This window comes from Neisseria sp. P0001.S007 (assembly GCF_051963655.1).
Taxonomy (GTDB): domain Bacteria; phylum Pseudomonadota; class Gammaproteobacteria; order Burkholderiales; family Neisseriaceae; genus Neisseria; species Neisseria subflava_A.
Window position 1 is genome coordinate 75,563 of sequence record NZ_JBQCUB010000002.1, and the last position, 15,812, is coordinate 91,374.

Annotated in this window: 6 protein-coding genes; 3 read left to right on the plus strand and 3 right to left on the minus strand. The window is 51.8% G+C overall.

What is annotated here, in order from left to right:
• Positions 1-170 precede the first annotated feature (170 nt).
• The 3 genes from ACTHRE_RS02785 (at position 171) to ACTHRE_RS02795 (ending at position 6,348) form a co-directional block, all read left to right on the plus strand.
• The gene (locus tag ACTHRE_RS02785) at positions 171-3,614 is read left to right on the plus strand and encodes a TonB-dependent receptor domain-containing protein (RefSeq protein WP_440344812.1); all 3,444 of its coding nucleotides are present in this window, start codon (positions 171-173) and stop codon (positions 3,612-3,614) included.
• Positions 3,615-3,773: 159 nt separating this feature from the next.
• Positions 3,774-4,739: a Slam-dependent surface lipoprotein gene (locus tag ACTHRE_RS02790; RefSeq protein WP_063068230.1), complete on the plus strand. Its 966-nt coding sequence runs from the start codon at positions 3,774-3,776 to the stop codon at positions 4,737-4,739.
• Between the two features lie 115 nt (positions 4,740-4,854).
• Positions 4,855-6,348, plus strand: a complete 1,494-nt coding sequence (locus tag ACTHRE_RS02795) for a surface lipoprotein assembly modifier (RefSeq protein WP_377072263.1) — start codon at positions 4,855-4,857, stop codon at positions 6,346-6,348.
• A 129-nt stretch (positions 6,349-6,477) separates the two neighbouring features.
• Here the strand turns inward: ACTHRE_RS02795 and ACTHRE_RS02800 are convergent, their stop codons facing one another.
• The 3 genes from ACTHRE_RS02800 to glgB form a co-directional block, all read right to left on the minus strand.
• Positions 6,478-8,958, minus strand: coding sequence for a glycogen/starch/alpha-glucan phosphorylase (locus tag ACTHRE_RS02800; RefSeq protein WP_377072261.1), 2,481 nt, complete (start codon positions 8,956-8,958; stop codon positions 6,478-6,480).
• Positions 8,959-9,272: 314 nt separating this feature from the next.
• On the minus strand, positions 9,273-11,258 hold the full coding sequence (gene glgX / locus ACTHRE_RS02805) for a glycogen debranching protein GlgX (RefSeq protein ID WP_440344813.1): 1,986 nt from the start codon (positions 11,256-11,258) through the stop codon (positions 9,273-9,275).
• Between the two features lie 145 nt (positions 11,259-11,403).
• Positions 11,404-15,690, minus strand: coding sequence for a 1,4-alpha-glucan branching protein GlgB (gene glgB / locus ACTHRE_RS02810; RefSeq protein ID WP_440344814.1), 4,287 nt, complete (start codon positions 15,688-15,690; stop codon positions 11,404-11,406).
• Between the last annotated feature and the right edge of the window lie 122 nt (positions 15,691-15,812).

Here is a 15,812-nt window from a genome sequence, read left to right on the forward strand (position 1 = left end):
GAATATTATCCAAATAAAATTATGATAAAAACGACTATTTATTAGATTATTTCAATAATGATAAGAATAATCAATTATGATATAAATATTAATAATATTTAAAAATTTTATATTTTTTATATAAAAGAGTATTTTAACCTCTTATATTAAGTTCTTAACAAAGAGAAACTATGTCTACTTTTACTCCCAAACCCAAAATAATTATTCTCAGCCTTGCCAGCGCATTCAGTACATTAACCGTTGCTAATGCCATCGAAACCTCAGCTCAACCCAAACAATACCAAGAATTGGATACCGTTGTTGTCAGTGGCAAACGTACCAACGACCAAAAAGGCGCGGACGACGTGTATTACAAAAACGTCTCCAACGCCTATGTTGGCAAAGAATACCTCGAACGCTACCGCGTCCAATCCGCCGGCGACGTACTCAAAGGCTTAAACGGCGTGTACAACATGAACACCCGCACCGCCGGCGGCGCGATTACGCCCAACATACGCGGCATCACCGGCAAGGGCCGCATCCCCGTTACTGTGGATGGTACAGAGCAAACCATAGACGTATGGATGAACAACTACGGAGTGGGCGACCGCAACTACCTCGACCCCGCCCTATTCCGCAGCATCGCGGTGGAAAAAAGCCCCGCCCTCACGCGCGGCGTGAAATCGGGCGTCGGCGGCGCGGTAACCATCCGCACCATCGAACCCGCCGACATCATCCCCGAAGGGAAAAAATTCGGCTTCCAACTGAAAACGGAGTTCTCCAACAACAGCAACAAACAGGCCAACAACCTCAACCAATGGCTGGGCTGGGAAGACTACCGAACCCTGCCTTTCGGCGCGACGGCCGACGGCGCGGGCGGCGGCGTCGACCCGCATACCGGCAAACAAAGCCCGCAGGCCTTGGTGGCTGACGGCCTGACCCCGCCCAAACATAAAAGCGGCCGCGACAATTGGCGTTTCGGCAATGACCGCAGCTATATGGCCGCCGCCGCCTTCAAAACCGAACTTTCAGACGGCCTGGCCGCCTACAGCTACCGCGACAAGGGCAACTACTTTGCCGGACGCAAGGATGCGGAAGGCTACCTGCACAATCCGGTATACGACCTGCAAAAATGCGGCGATGAAGGCGGCAGCGAATTCGACTGCAAAAACTCCGCCACCTTCGTGCCCAATATGGCCAAGGTCTACCACCCCGGTGTGGAAGTGTTCAACAGCAACATCAGGACCAAAACCCTGCTGCTGAAAAACAACTGGCATCTGCCTAGCAACCATAAACTTGGCTGGCAGTATATGCGCACCGACGTGCGCTTCGGCGAAATCAACCCCTTCCACGCCACCTATGTGATGAATATGGAAGAGCACAACCCCAGCAGCCGCCCCAGATCATTGTCGCCGCAGATGCAAAGTATCGATTCCAATATCCGCACCGACACCTACAAACTCGGCTGGGACTGGAAGCCCGAAAACAGCCGCTGGATAGACCTGCAGGCCAACTTGTGGCGCATCAAAACCAACTCCACCCGCCACCAGAGCGGCGGCATGGATTTGTCTGCCGCCCGCCCCGACCCCTATTACGATGCCTGGTACTGGTGTACCAAACGCGGACAACTTCCGCCAGATTATGCTGACAACTACAGCAGCTGCGGCAGCCTGCTGAACGATTACGGCATCAACGGTTTGAGCAAAGAAGAAGTGATGAAAATCCTGCCCAACGAAAACGGACAATACCGTGTGCTTTCCGGAGCAGAACAGAAAACCCGCGTCAGCCGTACGGGCTTCGACCTCAACAACCGCTTCCGCCTACACCCGCGCCTGAACATAACCCTGTCCGCCGACTATCAGAACGAGAAGCTTGAGGAAGAAGTGGATGTGGTTAACTCTCAGGATTTGTTCAATCTTGCCGGCATGGCCACCGGCATGACGAAAATCGCCGGCCCGCGCGGTGGCAAACGGCGCGAATGGGGAACAAACTTGGTATTCGACTGGCAGGCCACCGACCGTTTGAAAATCTCCGCCGGCATCCGCTACCACAACTTCAGGGGCTTCGATACCGCCCTGGCCGAAGGCCGCGCCCGCCGCGACCCACGCTATCAGGCCGGAGGTGGCGACAGCGGCACTTATTCGGACGGTGTGTACATCCCATATTTCGAGCTGGTTGGCGATCGGGAGCGGCGCGATTGGGACGCGGTATCCGAACAGAGCCGACGTGCCCACCAGTCAGGCGATGATACCGCCATCGCCGCCGCCAACCGGGCTATGCAGGCGCACGGCGCACGCTATAAACTGCCGAAAGAGTATAATAGTTCGGAATATAAGGTATACGACCAGTATCAATATATCGGCAGTGACGGGCTTGCTTATGGTGACGGTACAGGTTATTATGGTAATAATTCTCAAAATCATCCGTTGTACCGGGTGCGCCCCGTATATGTGCCATTTGTGAACGGCAAGCTGGACAGCGGTTCGCTGCCCGAACATTTCCATGATTTTGTGAAAAATTATCAGGAAAAGGTTGCCAATCCACAGGGATTGAATCAGTCACATTACCGATATTGGGCAGGGTTGGGGAATTCTGAGAACTGTATAAGAAATAGCGTAATAACCTGTCTTGATCATTACAAAGCAGGAAAACTATCCAATATGGGTGTCGGTTATCCGGAAACCGGCGGTGATACCGGATCAGAACATAAGATTATCAATAAACACTACACTGAAGAGCAATACTGGGCGCAGCCCAAACCGATACGCGCCCATGCCTGGGCGCCGACCGTCGCCGTCAGCTACGACCTGACCGACAACAACCGCTTATTCGTGCGCTACGCGCAGATGACCCGCTTCCCCAGCGTGTACGAAGTCGGCAGCTTTTACAACGACCTGGACTATGTCGGATCGCCCAAAGCGCCGAATTTCCGCTTCAAGCCGGAACGCAGCCGCAGCCTGGAAATCGGCTACAACTTTAACTTCGCACCGCACTTTGCCCGGCTGCGCCAAGGCGATATGCGCCTGACCTACTACCGCAACCGCATCCGGAACGTAATCGAGACCACCGACCATTTCCGCACCGTGCAATACGACAGCAAGGATACCGCCGGGCTGGAATGGCAGGGCCGCATCGACAGCGGCCGCTTCTTCGCCGCGCTGGGCGCGACCTACCGCCTGAAACAGCAGATGTGCGACCGCGACACGGCCTTCGATTTCGACCCCTACGGCTACAAAGGCATACCGGTCTGCATCGAAGGGGGCTACGGCAGCACGCGCGGCTACCAGGCACTGCAGCCGAAGTATTCGGTCAACCTTGATGCGGGCATGCGCGCCTTGGGCGAGAAACTCGAATTCGGCCTGCGCGGCATCTACCACAGCCGCGTCAATACCAAGCAATACGACCAACTGTTGAAGCGGGGTTTGGGGCATATCTTCAACAGCACCGGCAAGCCCTACCATTGGAACCCCTCGCTGACATGGGACGTGTACGGCCGCTATCAGGTGCACAAAAACCTCAACGTCAACTTAGGCATTACCAATCTGACCAACCGCTACTACCTTGACCCGATGTCCAACGTGCCCGCCCCCGGGCCGGGCAGGACGGTTACCTTCGGGCTGACGGCGAAATTTTAGCCGGACGGATAACGACAGGTGCGGCAAACGCGCCGGACATAGGGATACACAAACCAAACCGCCCCGCAGGGGAAGGCTTTTTGCCGTTTTTTCCGCCAGCCGGCGGCAATAAAGCGGATGTTTGTTGTTATTCACTTAATGTTTAAAAGGAGACTTATCATGTCTATCTTCAAACAAACCCTGTTGGCCGCGACGCTGTGCGGTGTTTTTGGCGCAGCCGTCGCCGCTCCGGAAGGTGGTTCAAGTCAAAAAAGAAAGGATGGCTATTGGATAACGGTCAAACCAGGTACCTCCAGTTGGCAGCCCTTCGGTGCTGGCAAGGCAGGCTTAGCATTCAGTACCGACAACGGCCATAGTTGGTCAAACTCCATCAATCTGGAAGACGGCCCGGTTAAACATATCGGTATCAAATATAAACAGGGCACACAGAAAGTTCCGATTAACGGCAACGACCCCTATGCCAATGTGGACGGCACGCGCAATCCGCATTATCTGACCTTAAAGGATGTGAAACCGGTAATCGGCTGGTTCTATAATCCGCCGTTGGGACAGGTGTGGTATGAAAACCGCCACAACAACACCGAAGTATACAGCGTGCGCCAGATGGCCAACCCGGCCATTCCCGCCGCACCCAAGTTCGGCGGCCTAGTCATCGCCAAGGTGCCGGGTATGAACGGCAGCGACGGCAACGTGTTCTTCGGCGAATGGGCACCGCGCAAAGGCAATCCGCCGCAAAACAGTACGGATTTGAATATGGCGGACGGCAAACGCACCGTTTGGTATGTAGGCGACAATCCGACCCGAAATATGCCGAAGCTCGTTAATGCTAAATACAATGTATTGGGCGTGAACAAACACACTCCCGGCCGCAACGATTTCTACACCGGTACACTTACCGCTAATTACGGGACAGGGTCAGGTTCACTGACAGGCAGTATCTCCCGTCCAGGTGACAGTGTAAACTTCGCCGGTACCAATATTCGGAGCAACGGCACATTTGACAACGGCAAGGTGAACGAACATATTACCGGCCGTTTCTACGGCAACAGTGCGGAAGCCTTGGCCGGTATCGTGGATCGCGCGGGAGCAGATAAAGATGTAGCCTTCGGCGGTCGCAAACAATAAGCCCAAATTGTCAAGAATACAACGGGATGCAGCTTGACCATAGTCTGCATCCCGCTTTGGTTTTATCGAATCTGACTTCTTTCAGACGGCCTCCCCGCCCAAAGGACCCTATCCCATGAAACACCACTTCTGCCTGCTTTTTCTACCGCTCTGTACGGTCTGCCTTGCCGCCCCGTCCGACGATGCCGCAGACGAACGCCGCCGCCTGCTGGACGAGGGCAGCCGCCAAACGCAGCAATACCGCGAAAGCGGCTGGCTGGACACGGAGCAGGCACACGGGGAAGTGGGAGAAAACGACGACTACATCATGATAGACGGTACAGTCTACCAAGTCGGCGACACGGCGGAAGAGTTGGAAAGCGCGATTTACCACACCCTCAACGCGCGGCAGTGGCACAAGGTGCGCCAGTTCGCTGCCCGCTACGCCAAACTGCCCCAGCATAAACCCGCGCTGATTCATTTGGCTGATGCGCTGCAAAAACGGGACGAAGGGGATTTCCACGCGGCGGGGAACAGTTTTCAGACGGCCTTGGAAGCCGAACCCGACAACCCCCGCCTGCTGCTCGAAGCGGGGCGGTTTTATGCCGAAGACAACCAAAACAAAGAGTCCGCCGCCGCGTTTGAGAAAGTTCTGAAAACGGATATTCCTGCTGAAACCCGCCCCATCGTGGAAAACTATCTGTCCGAACTGGGCAAACGCCGCCGCTGGCACGGCCAAATCAGCCTCGGCTACGGCTACAATAGCAATGTAAACCAAGGCAACGGCATCAACCAATGCGTGTGGGAAATCTCAGGCATGTGCCTGATGGAGCGCACCCTGCCCGCGCCAACGGATTCGACCTTCTCATCCTATAGCGCGACCGCCGAAAAAACCATCCCGCTCAAAGGGCATCACGGTGTACTGGTGCGCGGTGTACTGTACGGCAACCGCTACACGGAAAAAGACAAAGATTCGACAGCCATGCCGGATTACAGCTATCACAACAGTTCGCTGTACGCGGGATATGCCTATGCCGACACACGCTCCTCCTTTTCCCTGCTGCCCTATTTCGAATACGACTTCCGCAACCGCCACACCCACTACCGCGCATGGGGTGTGGATGCCGACTGGTCGCGCACACTCTCCCCGCGCTGGCGTGTCAATGCCCGTGCCGGAGCGAAAAAGACCGGATACAGCGGACAAAGCAAAGATTATTTTGCCGACTACAAACAATACGAACTGGGCGCGGGGACAGAATTTTCTCTCACATCGAAAAGCGGCCTGTTCGCCAACTTTGATGCAACACGCAAAGCCTATCCCGAAAAATCTTCTTCCAGCAAGGAATATACAACACGGCTGGGAGCGTATAGTTTTTTTTCAAGCGGTACTTACCTCAACGCCATCCTGCTTCACCGCCGCAGTCTTTATGATGCGGCAAGTTTTGTCAGCGACAACAAACGGCGGCGCGACAATCAATACATAATGATAGCCGCTGTGGGCTTTCCGCAGTGGAACCTTAAAGGCGTGTATCCTGAATTTCGTTTCAGACGCTCAATCTCCCATAGCAATACAGCACATTACCGCTACCGTCAGAATGAATGGTTACTAAATTTTAAATATCGATTTTAAAATTGAGTCATTTCGAAATACCCTAAAGCAACAATATAACCATACTGTTTTACTCGTTTCTATTTCATGCCGTCTGAAAAAAGCCGATACACCTTTCCGATGTATCGGCTTTCGCTATCTGCTCAACGCTTAATTTCTGCTGGGCAATTCTTTTTCGCTCAATGGTTTGATGTACCAAATATCGCGGCAGTAGTCGGCGATGGAGCGGTCGGATGAGAAGAAGCCCATGTTGGCGATGTTGATCAAGGCTGATTTGCGCCATGCGGATACGTTGCGGTAGTGCTCGTCCGCTTTGTATTGCGTGTCGATGTAGCTGCGGAAATCGGCCATCAGTTGATAGAAGTCGCCGTATGGTTGCAACACGTCGTTGTAGCGGTTTGGCTCTTCCGGAGAGAAAGTGCCTTGGCTGATTTGGTTGACGACGCGGCGCAGGTCGCTGTCTCGCTCGATATAGCTCAACGGGTCGTAACCGTTGCGGCGGATTTCTTCGACTTGTTCTACGGTGTTACCGAAGATATAGCAGTTGTCCGCGCCGACTTTTTCCAAAATCTCAACGTTCGCGCCGTCCAGTGTGCCCATACAGATTGCGCCGTTGAGGGCAAATTTCATGTTACTGGTACCGGATGCCTCTGTACCTGCCAGTGAGATTTGTTCGTGCAAATCGGCGGCCGGGATGATGATTTGGGCAAGGCTGACGCTGTAATTCGGGATGTAAACGACTTTAATCAGGTCACGGATACGGGGGTCGTTGTTGATGACTTTGGCAACGTCGTTAATCAGTCGGATGATTTTCTTCGCCATGTAATAGGCGGAAGCGGCTTTACCGGCAAAGATGAACACGCGCGGCTGCCAATCGAAATCTGGGTTTTCCAAGATTTTGTTGTAACGGTCGACGATGTGCATCACGTTCAATGCTTGACGTTTGTACTCGTGGATACGTTTGATTTGGATGTCGAAAAGTGCATCGGTGTTAACTTTGATGCCCAGCTCGGTTTCGATGTATTTGGCAAGGCGCTCTTTGGCGGCTTTTTTCACTTTGCCGAATTCTGCCTGTACGGAAGCATCGTCCACTTTGTCGTTGAGCTTGGTCAGGTTGTCCAAATGCAGACGCCAGTCTTCATCGCCCAGATGTTTGTCCAAGAATTTGGTCAAGCCCGGATTGGCGATGTTGATCCAGCGGCGCGGGGTGACGCCGTTGGTTACGTTGGTAAAGCGTTCCGGGAACACTTTGGCAAAGTCGGCAAAGATGGATGTGGTCATCAAATCGGAGTGGATTTTTGCCACGCCGTTGACTTTGTGCGAACCGATCACGGCAAGCCATGCCATACGGACACGACGGCCGTGGGTTTCGTCAATGATGGATACGCGGCGGACAAAGTCGTCGTCGAAGTTACCGATGGCACGCAAGGCATTGAGGAAGTAGGCGTTGATTTCAAAGATGATGTCCAAGTGGCGCGGCAGCAGACGGCCCATCAGGTCAACCTGCCAAGTTTCCAAGGCTTCACTCATCAATGTGTGGTTGGTATAAGAGAAAATCTTACAGCACATATTCCATGCTTCAGTCCATGCGATGCCCTCTTCGTCAATCAGGATACGCATCAATTCTGGAATAGCGAGCACCGGATGGGTGTCATTCAAGTGGATGGCGACTTCGTTCGCCAAAGTGCGGATGCTTGGGAAACGGCATTTGTGGCGGGCGACGATGTCTTGAACGGAAGCGGAAACCAAGAAGTATTCTTGCTTCAGACGCAATTCGCGGCCGGAATCGGTAGAGTCGTTCGGATACAGAACGCGTGAGATGTTTTCGTCGCTGTTTTGTGCGCGAACGGCAGAGGCATAGTCGCCTCGGTTGAAGTCGGCAAGGTCGAACAGGTTGCCTGCATGTGCAGTCCACAAGCGCAATGGGTTGGCACATTCGCCGCCATAGCCCGGAATGATTTCATCGTATGCCCAAGCGGAAATTTCTTCGCTCGGCTGCCATTCTTTTTTGTCGCCCAAGTTCAATACTTGACCGCCGAAACGGACGGAATATTGTTTGTTCGGACGGGCAAACTGCCATGCCAAATCTTGGTCGAGCCACAAATCGGGTTTTTCAACTTGTTGGCCATCCACGATTTCTTGTTTGAACATACCGTATTGGTAACGGATGCCGTAGCCCATGGCCGGAATGCGCAGGGTTGCCAAAGAGTCGAGGAAGCAGGCGGCCAGACGGCCCAAACCGCCATTACCCAAACCCGGATCTTCTTCTTGTTCGCAGACATCGGCAAATTCTTTGCCCAGTTGCTTGAAAGCTTCTTCGAATTCGGCGTAAACGCCTTCGTTAATCAGCGCGTTGACAAATGAACGGCCGAGCAGGAATTCCATAGACAGGTAATAAACCATGCGTTTGCTGTTGTCGATGTGGGCGCGGCGTGTTTTGAGGAAATCTTCCGCAATCAGGTCACGCGCGGCAAGCATGGCGGCGTTGAGCCATTGGTGTGAAGTTGCCTCCTTCGGATCTACGCCCAAGATGAAAATCAGCTTGTAAACGATGGACTTGCGGATGGTTTCGGCGTCCGGTTTAGGCATTACATAATCGTAACCGGAGATGGGGAGTTTTTTCTTAGCCATGGAAGCCTTTCTCTAGCGTGAGGCACTGGACAACGCGCCTGATGGTTTTATTAAAAACAACGAAACTCGGTTTTCAGACGGCCTGACAACAGCAACAGGCCGTCTGAAAGGAATGGTGCGTAGATTTGTTACAAACTAAGGAGATTATAGCGGAAAGATTTAAAAAAAAGATATATTTTTCTTTATAAAACATTTAATTAACAATTAAACTATTCATCATCTTATCGGCATTTTCAATTTATACCACCAAGCCAAAAATAAACAAATACCAACAAAATATCAAAGAGTTAATAATATAACGGCTTGGTTTTCATTTAATTCGTTTTATGTAAAACCCAAATCCCCATGTGTTCGACAACACATTTCCCAGCCTCTTCGTAATTAAATTTCTCAGATGGTACGCAAGAAATTTCCCAATTGCCTTGAGGCAGGTTAAATAACTGACGACTACGTTTGGCATTGACCAACAGCAGCCATTCATCGTCCAAAACAACCTGAATCGCCTTGCTGCCCCTGTTGTGCCAACAATATTCCGTCATTGGGCTGCCGTCGGCATTGAGCCATTGCACACGCTCTTTTTCCCACCAGCAATCATCTGTCAGCAGCTTGATTCGGCTGCGTACGCGTATCAGCGCTTGAGTGTAATCTTGCAACTCATGAGGCTCATTTTGCCAATCCAACCATGTAATCGGATTATCTTGGCAGTAGCTGTTGTTGTTGCCTTGCTGACTGTTGCCAAACTCATCGCCGGCCAAAAGCATGGGCGTACCGTTGGATAAAAATAAGGAGGCAAGCAGCGCTTTAGAAGTGTATTCACGGTTGAGCAAAACCTCTTCATCATCGGTTTTGCCTTCTACGCCGTGGTTGTAGCTGATGTTTTCATTATGCCCGTCGCGGTTGTTTTCACCGTTGGCTTCGTTGTGTTTTTCGTTGTAGCTGACCAAATCGTGCAGAGTGAAGCCGTCATGCGCGGTGATAAAGTTAATGCTGGCAGACGGACGGCGGCCGCTGTGGTTGAAAATATCGGACGACCCCGCCAAGCGTTCGGCAAATGCACCCAAATTGCCGCTTTCCCATGACCAAAACGCGCGCATATCATCGCGGAAACGGCCGTTCCATTCGGCAAAAGGTTGCGGGAAATTGCCCAAGTGATAGCCACCCTCGCCGATGTCCCATGCTTCAACAATCAGCTTCAAACCAGCCAAAACCGGGTCTTGATACAGGACTTGGAAAAAACGGCCGTACGATTGGAAATCAGGCTCGCGTCCCAATACGGTTCCCAAATCGAAACGGAAGCCGTCGATATGAAACTCTTCCGCCCAATAGCGCAGGCTGTCTGCCGCCCAACGGGTAACGTCGCGCCGGACAATATTGAGCGTATTGCCGCAACCCGACCAGTTTTCATAGCTGCCGTAAGAGGTGTGCCAATACCATAAGGTGTTGTCGATACCGCGCTGACACAGCATCGGGCCTTTATCATCCTGCTCTGCCGTGTGGTTGTACACGACATCCAAAATCACTTCCAAACCAGCCTGATGCAAGGCTTTGACCGCTTGTTTAAACTCCGCCGCCGCACACTCGGGATTGTCGGCATAAGACGGCTCGACGGCAAAATGAGAATAAGTGTTGTAGCCCCAATAATTGCTCAAGCCCATCTGCTGAAGATGGTATTCGTCCAGATGATAATGAATCGGCAGCAGCTCGACCGTCGTTACCCCCAACTCTTGAAGATAGGCCAAAACCCGTTTATCACTCAAGGCTTTATAAGTGCCTGCATATTTCAAATCGGGGAACTGCTTGGTCAACCCTTTGACATGGGCTTCATAAATAACGGTTTTGCCCCACGGTATTTCCGGACGGCAATCTTTGGCCCAATTAAATCGGCTGCGTCCGACCACGACGCTTTTCGGCGCAACGGCGGCATTGTCGCGTTCATCTTCCGGCCTGAACCATGCCATTTCTTCAGCGGTACGGTAGCTTGGTTTGCCGTCAATTTTTTTGGAATACGGGTCAATCAGCAATTTGTTGGGATTAAAACATGAGCCGTATTCTGCGTTTTCACGTCCATACACGCGAAAACCGTATCGCTGCCCTGCCTTAACGTCTGGCACAAATCCGTAAAATACCGAACCGCGCCGCGAAGGCATCTCCAAACGGGTTTCTTTATCCTTATCAAACAGACACAATTCGACCTTTTCGGCATTGATGGAAAACAAGGTGAAATTCGCGCCCTTGCTCGTCAGGGTCGCGCCCATGGGATAAGGCTTGCCTTCCTCGATATGCCATGATTTGGCAGTCATAGAATGATTCCTTGGTATGTATTTGGTTTCGTGTCCAATATAAGGCCGTCTGAAAATCTTTCAGACGGCCTTGAATCATATTGATATCACTATCTTTTAATTTTCAGCTGATTAGGCAGACATGATGCCCACCCTCAAAGTTGATTTACGCTTCGTCTTTGACTGCCGCCTGATACAGGTACACGGTTGCCAACGGCGGTACGGTAACAGACAGGGAGTTTGGTTTGCCATGCGACCAAACTTCTTCTGTCTCCACCATTGCGCCGGCAGAAACGCCGCTGCCTTTGTAATGCAGGTCGTCTGAATTGAGGATTTCGCGGTATTCGCCGGCAGAATTCACACCAAAACGGTAGCCTTCGCGCACTACAGGCGTGAAGTTGCTGATGACGATAACGCGGTTGCCTTCACGGTCGCGGCGCTCGAAAACGAATACGGAATTGTCGCCGTCATCGGCAACCAGCCACTCAAAGCCTTCAGGCCATTGGTCTAATTGGTAAAGCGGCGCGTTGTCTTTATAGACATGGTTCAATTCGCGCACGAAGTCTTGTACGCCTTTGTGCCAGCCGCCCTCTTGCTCCAGCAAGAACCAATCCAGTCCTTCGTTGTAGTTCCACTCGCGGCCTTGCGCAAACTCGCTGCCCATAAACAAGAGTTTTTTGCCGGGGAAGCCGTACATAAAGCCGTAGTAGGCGCGCAGGTTGGCAAATTGTTGCCAGCAGTCGCCGGGCATACGTCCGAGTAGCGAGCGTTTGCCATGTACGACTTCGTCATGAGAAAGCGGCAGGACGAAGTTCTCGCTGTACTGGTACATCATGCCGAAAGTCATTTTGTTGTGGTGATATTTGCGGTTGATGGGGTCTTCCATCATGTAACGCAAGGTATCGTTCATCCAGCCCATATTCCATTTGAAGCTGAAATTCAAACCTTCTTGACGGGTGACGTTGGCGAACGAAGTAGATTCTTCGGCGATTTCAGTCGCAGCCGGAACTTCCTCTTTCAACATGGTGTTGGTATCACGCAGGAAAGCGATGGCTTCGAGGTTTTCATGGCCGCCGTATTGGTTCGGAATCCACTCGCCGTCTTTACGCGAGTAGTTGCGGTAAATCATGGAAGCAACCGCGTCAACGCGGATACCGTCAAAGCCGAAACGTTCTATCCAATACAGGGCGTTGCCTTGCAGGAAGTTTTTCACTTCGTTTCTGCCAAAGTTGTAAATTAGGGTGTTCCAGTCTTGGTGGTAGCCTTCGCGCGGGTCGGCGTGTTCGTACAGCGCAGTGCCGTCAAACTTGGCCAGGCCGTGGTCGTCGGTTGGGAAATGGCCGACTACCCAGTCGAGGATAACGCTGATACCCTCGTCGTGTGCGGCTTTAATCAATGCGCGCAATTCTTCCGGCGAACCGAAACGGCTGGTCGGCGCATACAAACCGGTTGCCTGATAGCCCCATGAGCCGTCAAACGGATATTCGGAAACAGGCAAAAACTCGATATGGGTAAAGCCCATGTCTTTGACGTATGCCACCAGTTCTTTGGCCAGCTCTTCATAAGTCAGCCAGAAATTGTTTTCCGGATTGCGTTTCCACGAACCCAAATGCACTTCATAAATGCTGATGGGCGCATCAATGGCATTGGCGCGAGCGCGGAAAGCCGGTTCTTCCACTTCGTCAGGCAAACCGCGCACGATAGATGCCGTGGTCGGGCGCAGTTCCGCACCGAAGGCATACGGGTCGGCTTTTTCGCGCACATCGCCGTTGGCATCGCGGATTTCAAATTTGTAGAGGGCATTGAGTTTGACGGCAGGAATAAAGATGGCCCAAATGCCGTTGTCGCGGTGGAAACGCATCACATGGCGGCGGCCATCCCAGTTATTAAATTCGCCGATAACGGAAACGCGTTGCGCATTTGGCGCCCATACGGCAAAACGTACGCCCTTCACGCCGTCCAACTCGGCAAAATGCGCGCCTAAAGCCTCATAAGGACGCAGGTGCTTGCCTTCGGCCAACAGCCAAGAATCCATGTCTTGCAACGCAGAGCTGAAATGATAAGGGTCTTCTTCAATCACTGGCTCGGAATCTTCGGTATAACGGATACGCAAAGCGTAATCGGGCGCATCATCGGGCAAAACGGCCACAAAGAAACCGCGTTCATCAATTTTTTCAGACGGCACGATGAGTTCGCCGCTGCGGCGGTTCACGATATCCACGCTTACTGCGCCGGGAATCAAAACGCGTACCACTTCATCGCCCTCTGCAAGGCGGTGTCGTCCCAAATAAGCGAACACATCGCTATGGGTGGCAAGAAACAGGCTTTCGACCGTATCGCGCTCGATTTGGTCAAGTTCATGATAAGTCTTGATTTGGCTGTTTGTTTTCATGCGTACCTCGTCAATAATGGCAAGTTGGCCGCCCATAAGGCGGTGTTGTAGGAAATCTTCCAAAGAAACCGGCATTTTTTGCGCCCAGTTCGGATAGCCTTCGGTTACACCCGGGACATTCAGATTGTCAATGACGCCCAGCAGGTTTTCCAGTTGTACGGCGTAAAGCTTGCTGCGGCTCAATGCGCCGTATTTGTGCAAAGCCGCCAGCAAGGTTTCATCGGCCTTTGCCGGCATTTGTACGTCTGCACCCAGACAGCCGGTATATTTCAATTTATCCAGCAAATCGGCTTTATCGTGTTCGCGCTCATCCAAGGCCGTCTGAAAAGCGGCTGCATCTGGCAAAGTACCGAGTTTGAACATCGTATCCAAATCTTTGCCTGTCCAATAACCTGCCAAGGGCGCGACATCGTGGGTACTGATGACCGTAATCGCCTGCTCGGGGTATTCTTCAGGTAATTGAAAACCGTTCCAGCCCTTGCTGAAATACATCACTTTGTAGGAGAACACATGATAGCGGTTGAGCAGATAACGCGCTTGATCGGGTACCGTACCCAAATCTTCGCCGATGATGACGCAACGGTTGCGCTGGCTTTCCAATGCCAAAATGGCAAAAGTCACTTCGGCATCGTAATGCACATACGCGCCGAAATCTGCTGTTTTATCGTTTAAAACCCACCACAAACGACACAATGCCATCACATGGTCAATCCGCAACACGCCATACAGGCGCATGTTTTCGCGCAACAGATGGGCAAACTTTTCATAGCCCGTATGCTTCAACATCGACGGATTAAGCGGCGGCAAATTCCAATTCTGCCCGGTCGGCCCCAAAGGATCGGGCGGCGCACCGACCGATACGTCCATGCAATAATCTTGGCGGTTTAACCAAGTATCCACACTGCCGCGCGCCACGCCGACCGCCAAATCGCCGTAAATACCAAGTTTGACACCGTATTCGGCAGCGGCTTGGTTGACTTCGCGCAACTGCTCCGCGCAAAGCCATTGCAGCCACATATAAAAACGGATTTCACGTTCATGGCTGCACGCGAATTTTTCTACTGCTTCACCATCAGGCTGATGAAATTCAGACGGCCATGACTGCCAACCCACTTGTCCGGGACGGCTGTAATACTGGTCCAAAGCCTCAAACAAACCGAAGCCCTGCAAAGACTTGCCTTTTTCCGTAACAAATGCTTCAAATGCAACGCGTTCATTTGCCGCAGCTTCACAAGCATCTTGTTCAAACGCGTTAAACGCCATATGCAGCGCATCACGCTTGCATGCCCAAACCGCCGTATAAGTCACCGTTTCCGTAACACGCAAAGCGGCGATGCGCTGACGGATTTTCGGTTGTGCCAGCCAGTTTTTCAGTTGCTCGTTATAAGTAAACGCACCGACTTTTTCGATATCCAAGTAAATCGGATTGAGCCATTCGCGCGAAGAAGGGCTATACGGGCTGGCAAAGGCAGGCTTGCTGGTAAACAAGGCGTGCAAAGGGTTGATACCGACAAAATCCAGCTTTTTCTCCGCCGCATATTTCATCAGGTTCAGCAAATCGGTAAAGTCGCCTATGCCCCAGTTACGCTCGGAACGCAGGCTGTACAAATGCATGGTCAAACCATTCATCCGACCGCCATTGGCAAGCAGTTTGGGTTGGTAAACCGATTCAGGCGCAACAATCAGGCGTACAAGGCAACATTTGCCGCCGGTCTCGGCCGACAAAGTGTAATAACCGCAAGCCAATCGGGGCAGCTTAATCCAAAGCGTATCGTTGTCGCCCGGATATAAAGTCAAGGTCTGGCACTCATCCGCTTCATCAATCAATACGACCGTTTCCACACCATAAAATTCAGACGGCATCTGTAAAGATTCTTCGCCGTTTTCATGCACGATCATCGTATTCAGATAAAGGCCGTCTGAATCCGGTTTGCTTTTGTCCAAAACAGCAACGATCGATTCCAAAACTTCAGGTTTGGTCGCATGATATATACCGTTGATGTCGTGGTAGCCTAAATCAATACCGGCCTCTACGGCCTGCTGCTCCAATGTCTCACTCATTGCACTCTGCCTGTTTTACCAATATCTGAATCTTAATACAGATCTTGTTGCACCGTTACATGTAGTTTATTGTAGTCTCTAACAAAATCCATATTTCCCTGTTTGATTTGACCTGCGCCAAA

Bases quoted from the DNA above. Each gene is read 5' to 3' on its own strand.
- ACTHRE_RS02785 (WP_440344812.1), top strand. From the start codon at position 171: ATGTCTACTTTTACTCCCAAACCCAAAATAATTATTCTCAGCCTTGCC.
- ACTHRE_RS02790 (WP_063068230.1), top strand. From the start codon at position 3,774: ATGTCTATCTTCAAACAAACCCTGTTGGCCGCGACGCTGTGCGGTGTT.
- ACTHRE_RS02795 (WP_377072263.1), top strand. From the start codon at position 4,855: ATGAAACACCACTTCTGCCTGCTTTTTCTACCGCTCTGTACGGTCTGC.
- ACTHRE_RS02800 (WP_377072261.1), bottom strand. From the start codon at position 8,958: ATGGCTAAGAAAAAACTCCCCATCTCCGGTTACGATTATGTAATGCCT.
- glgX (WP_440344813.1), bottom strand. From the start codon at position 11,258: ATGACTGCCAAATCATGGCATATCGAGGAAGGCAAGCCTTATCCCATG.
- glgB (WP_440344814.1), bottom strand. From the start codon at position 15,690: ATGAGTGAGACATTGGAGCAGCAGGCCGTAGAGGCCGGTATTGATTTA.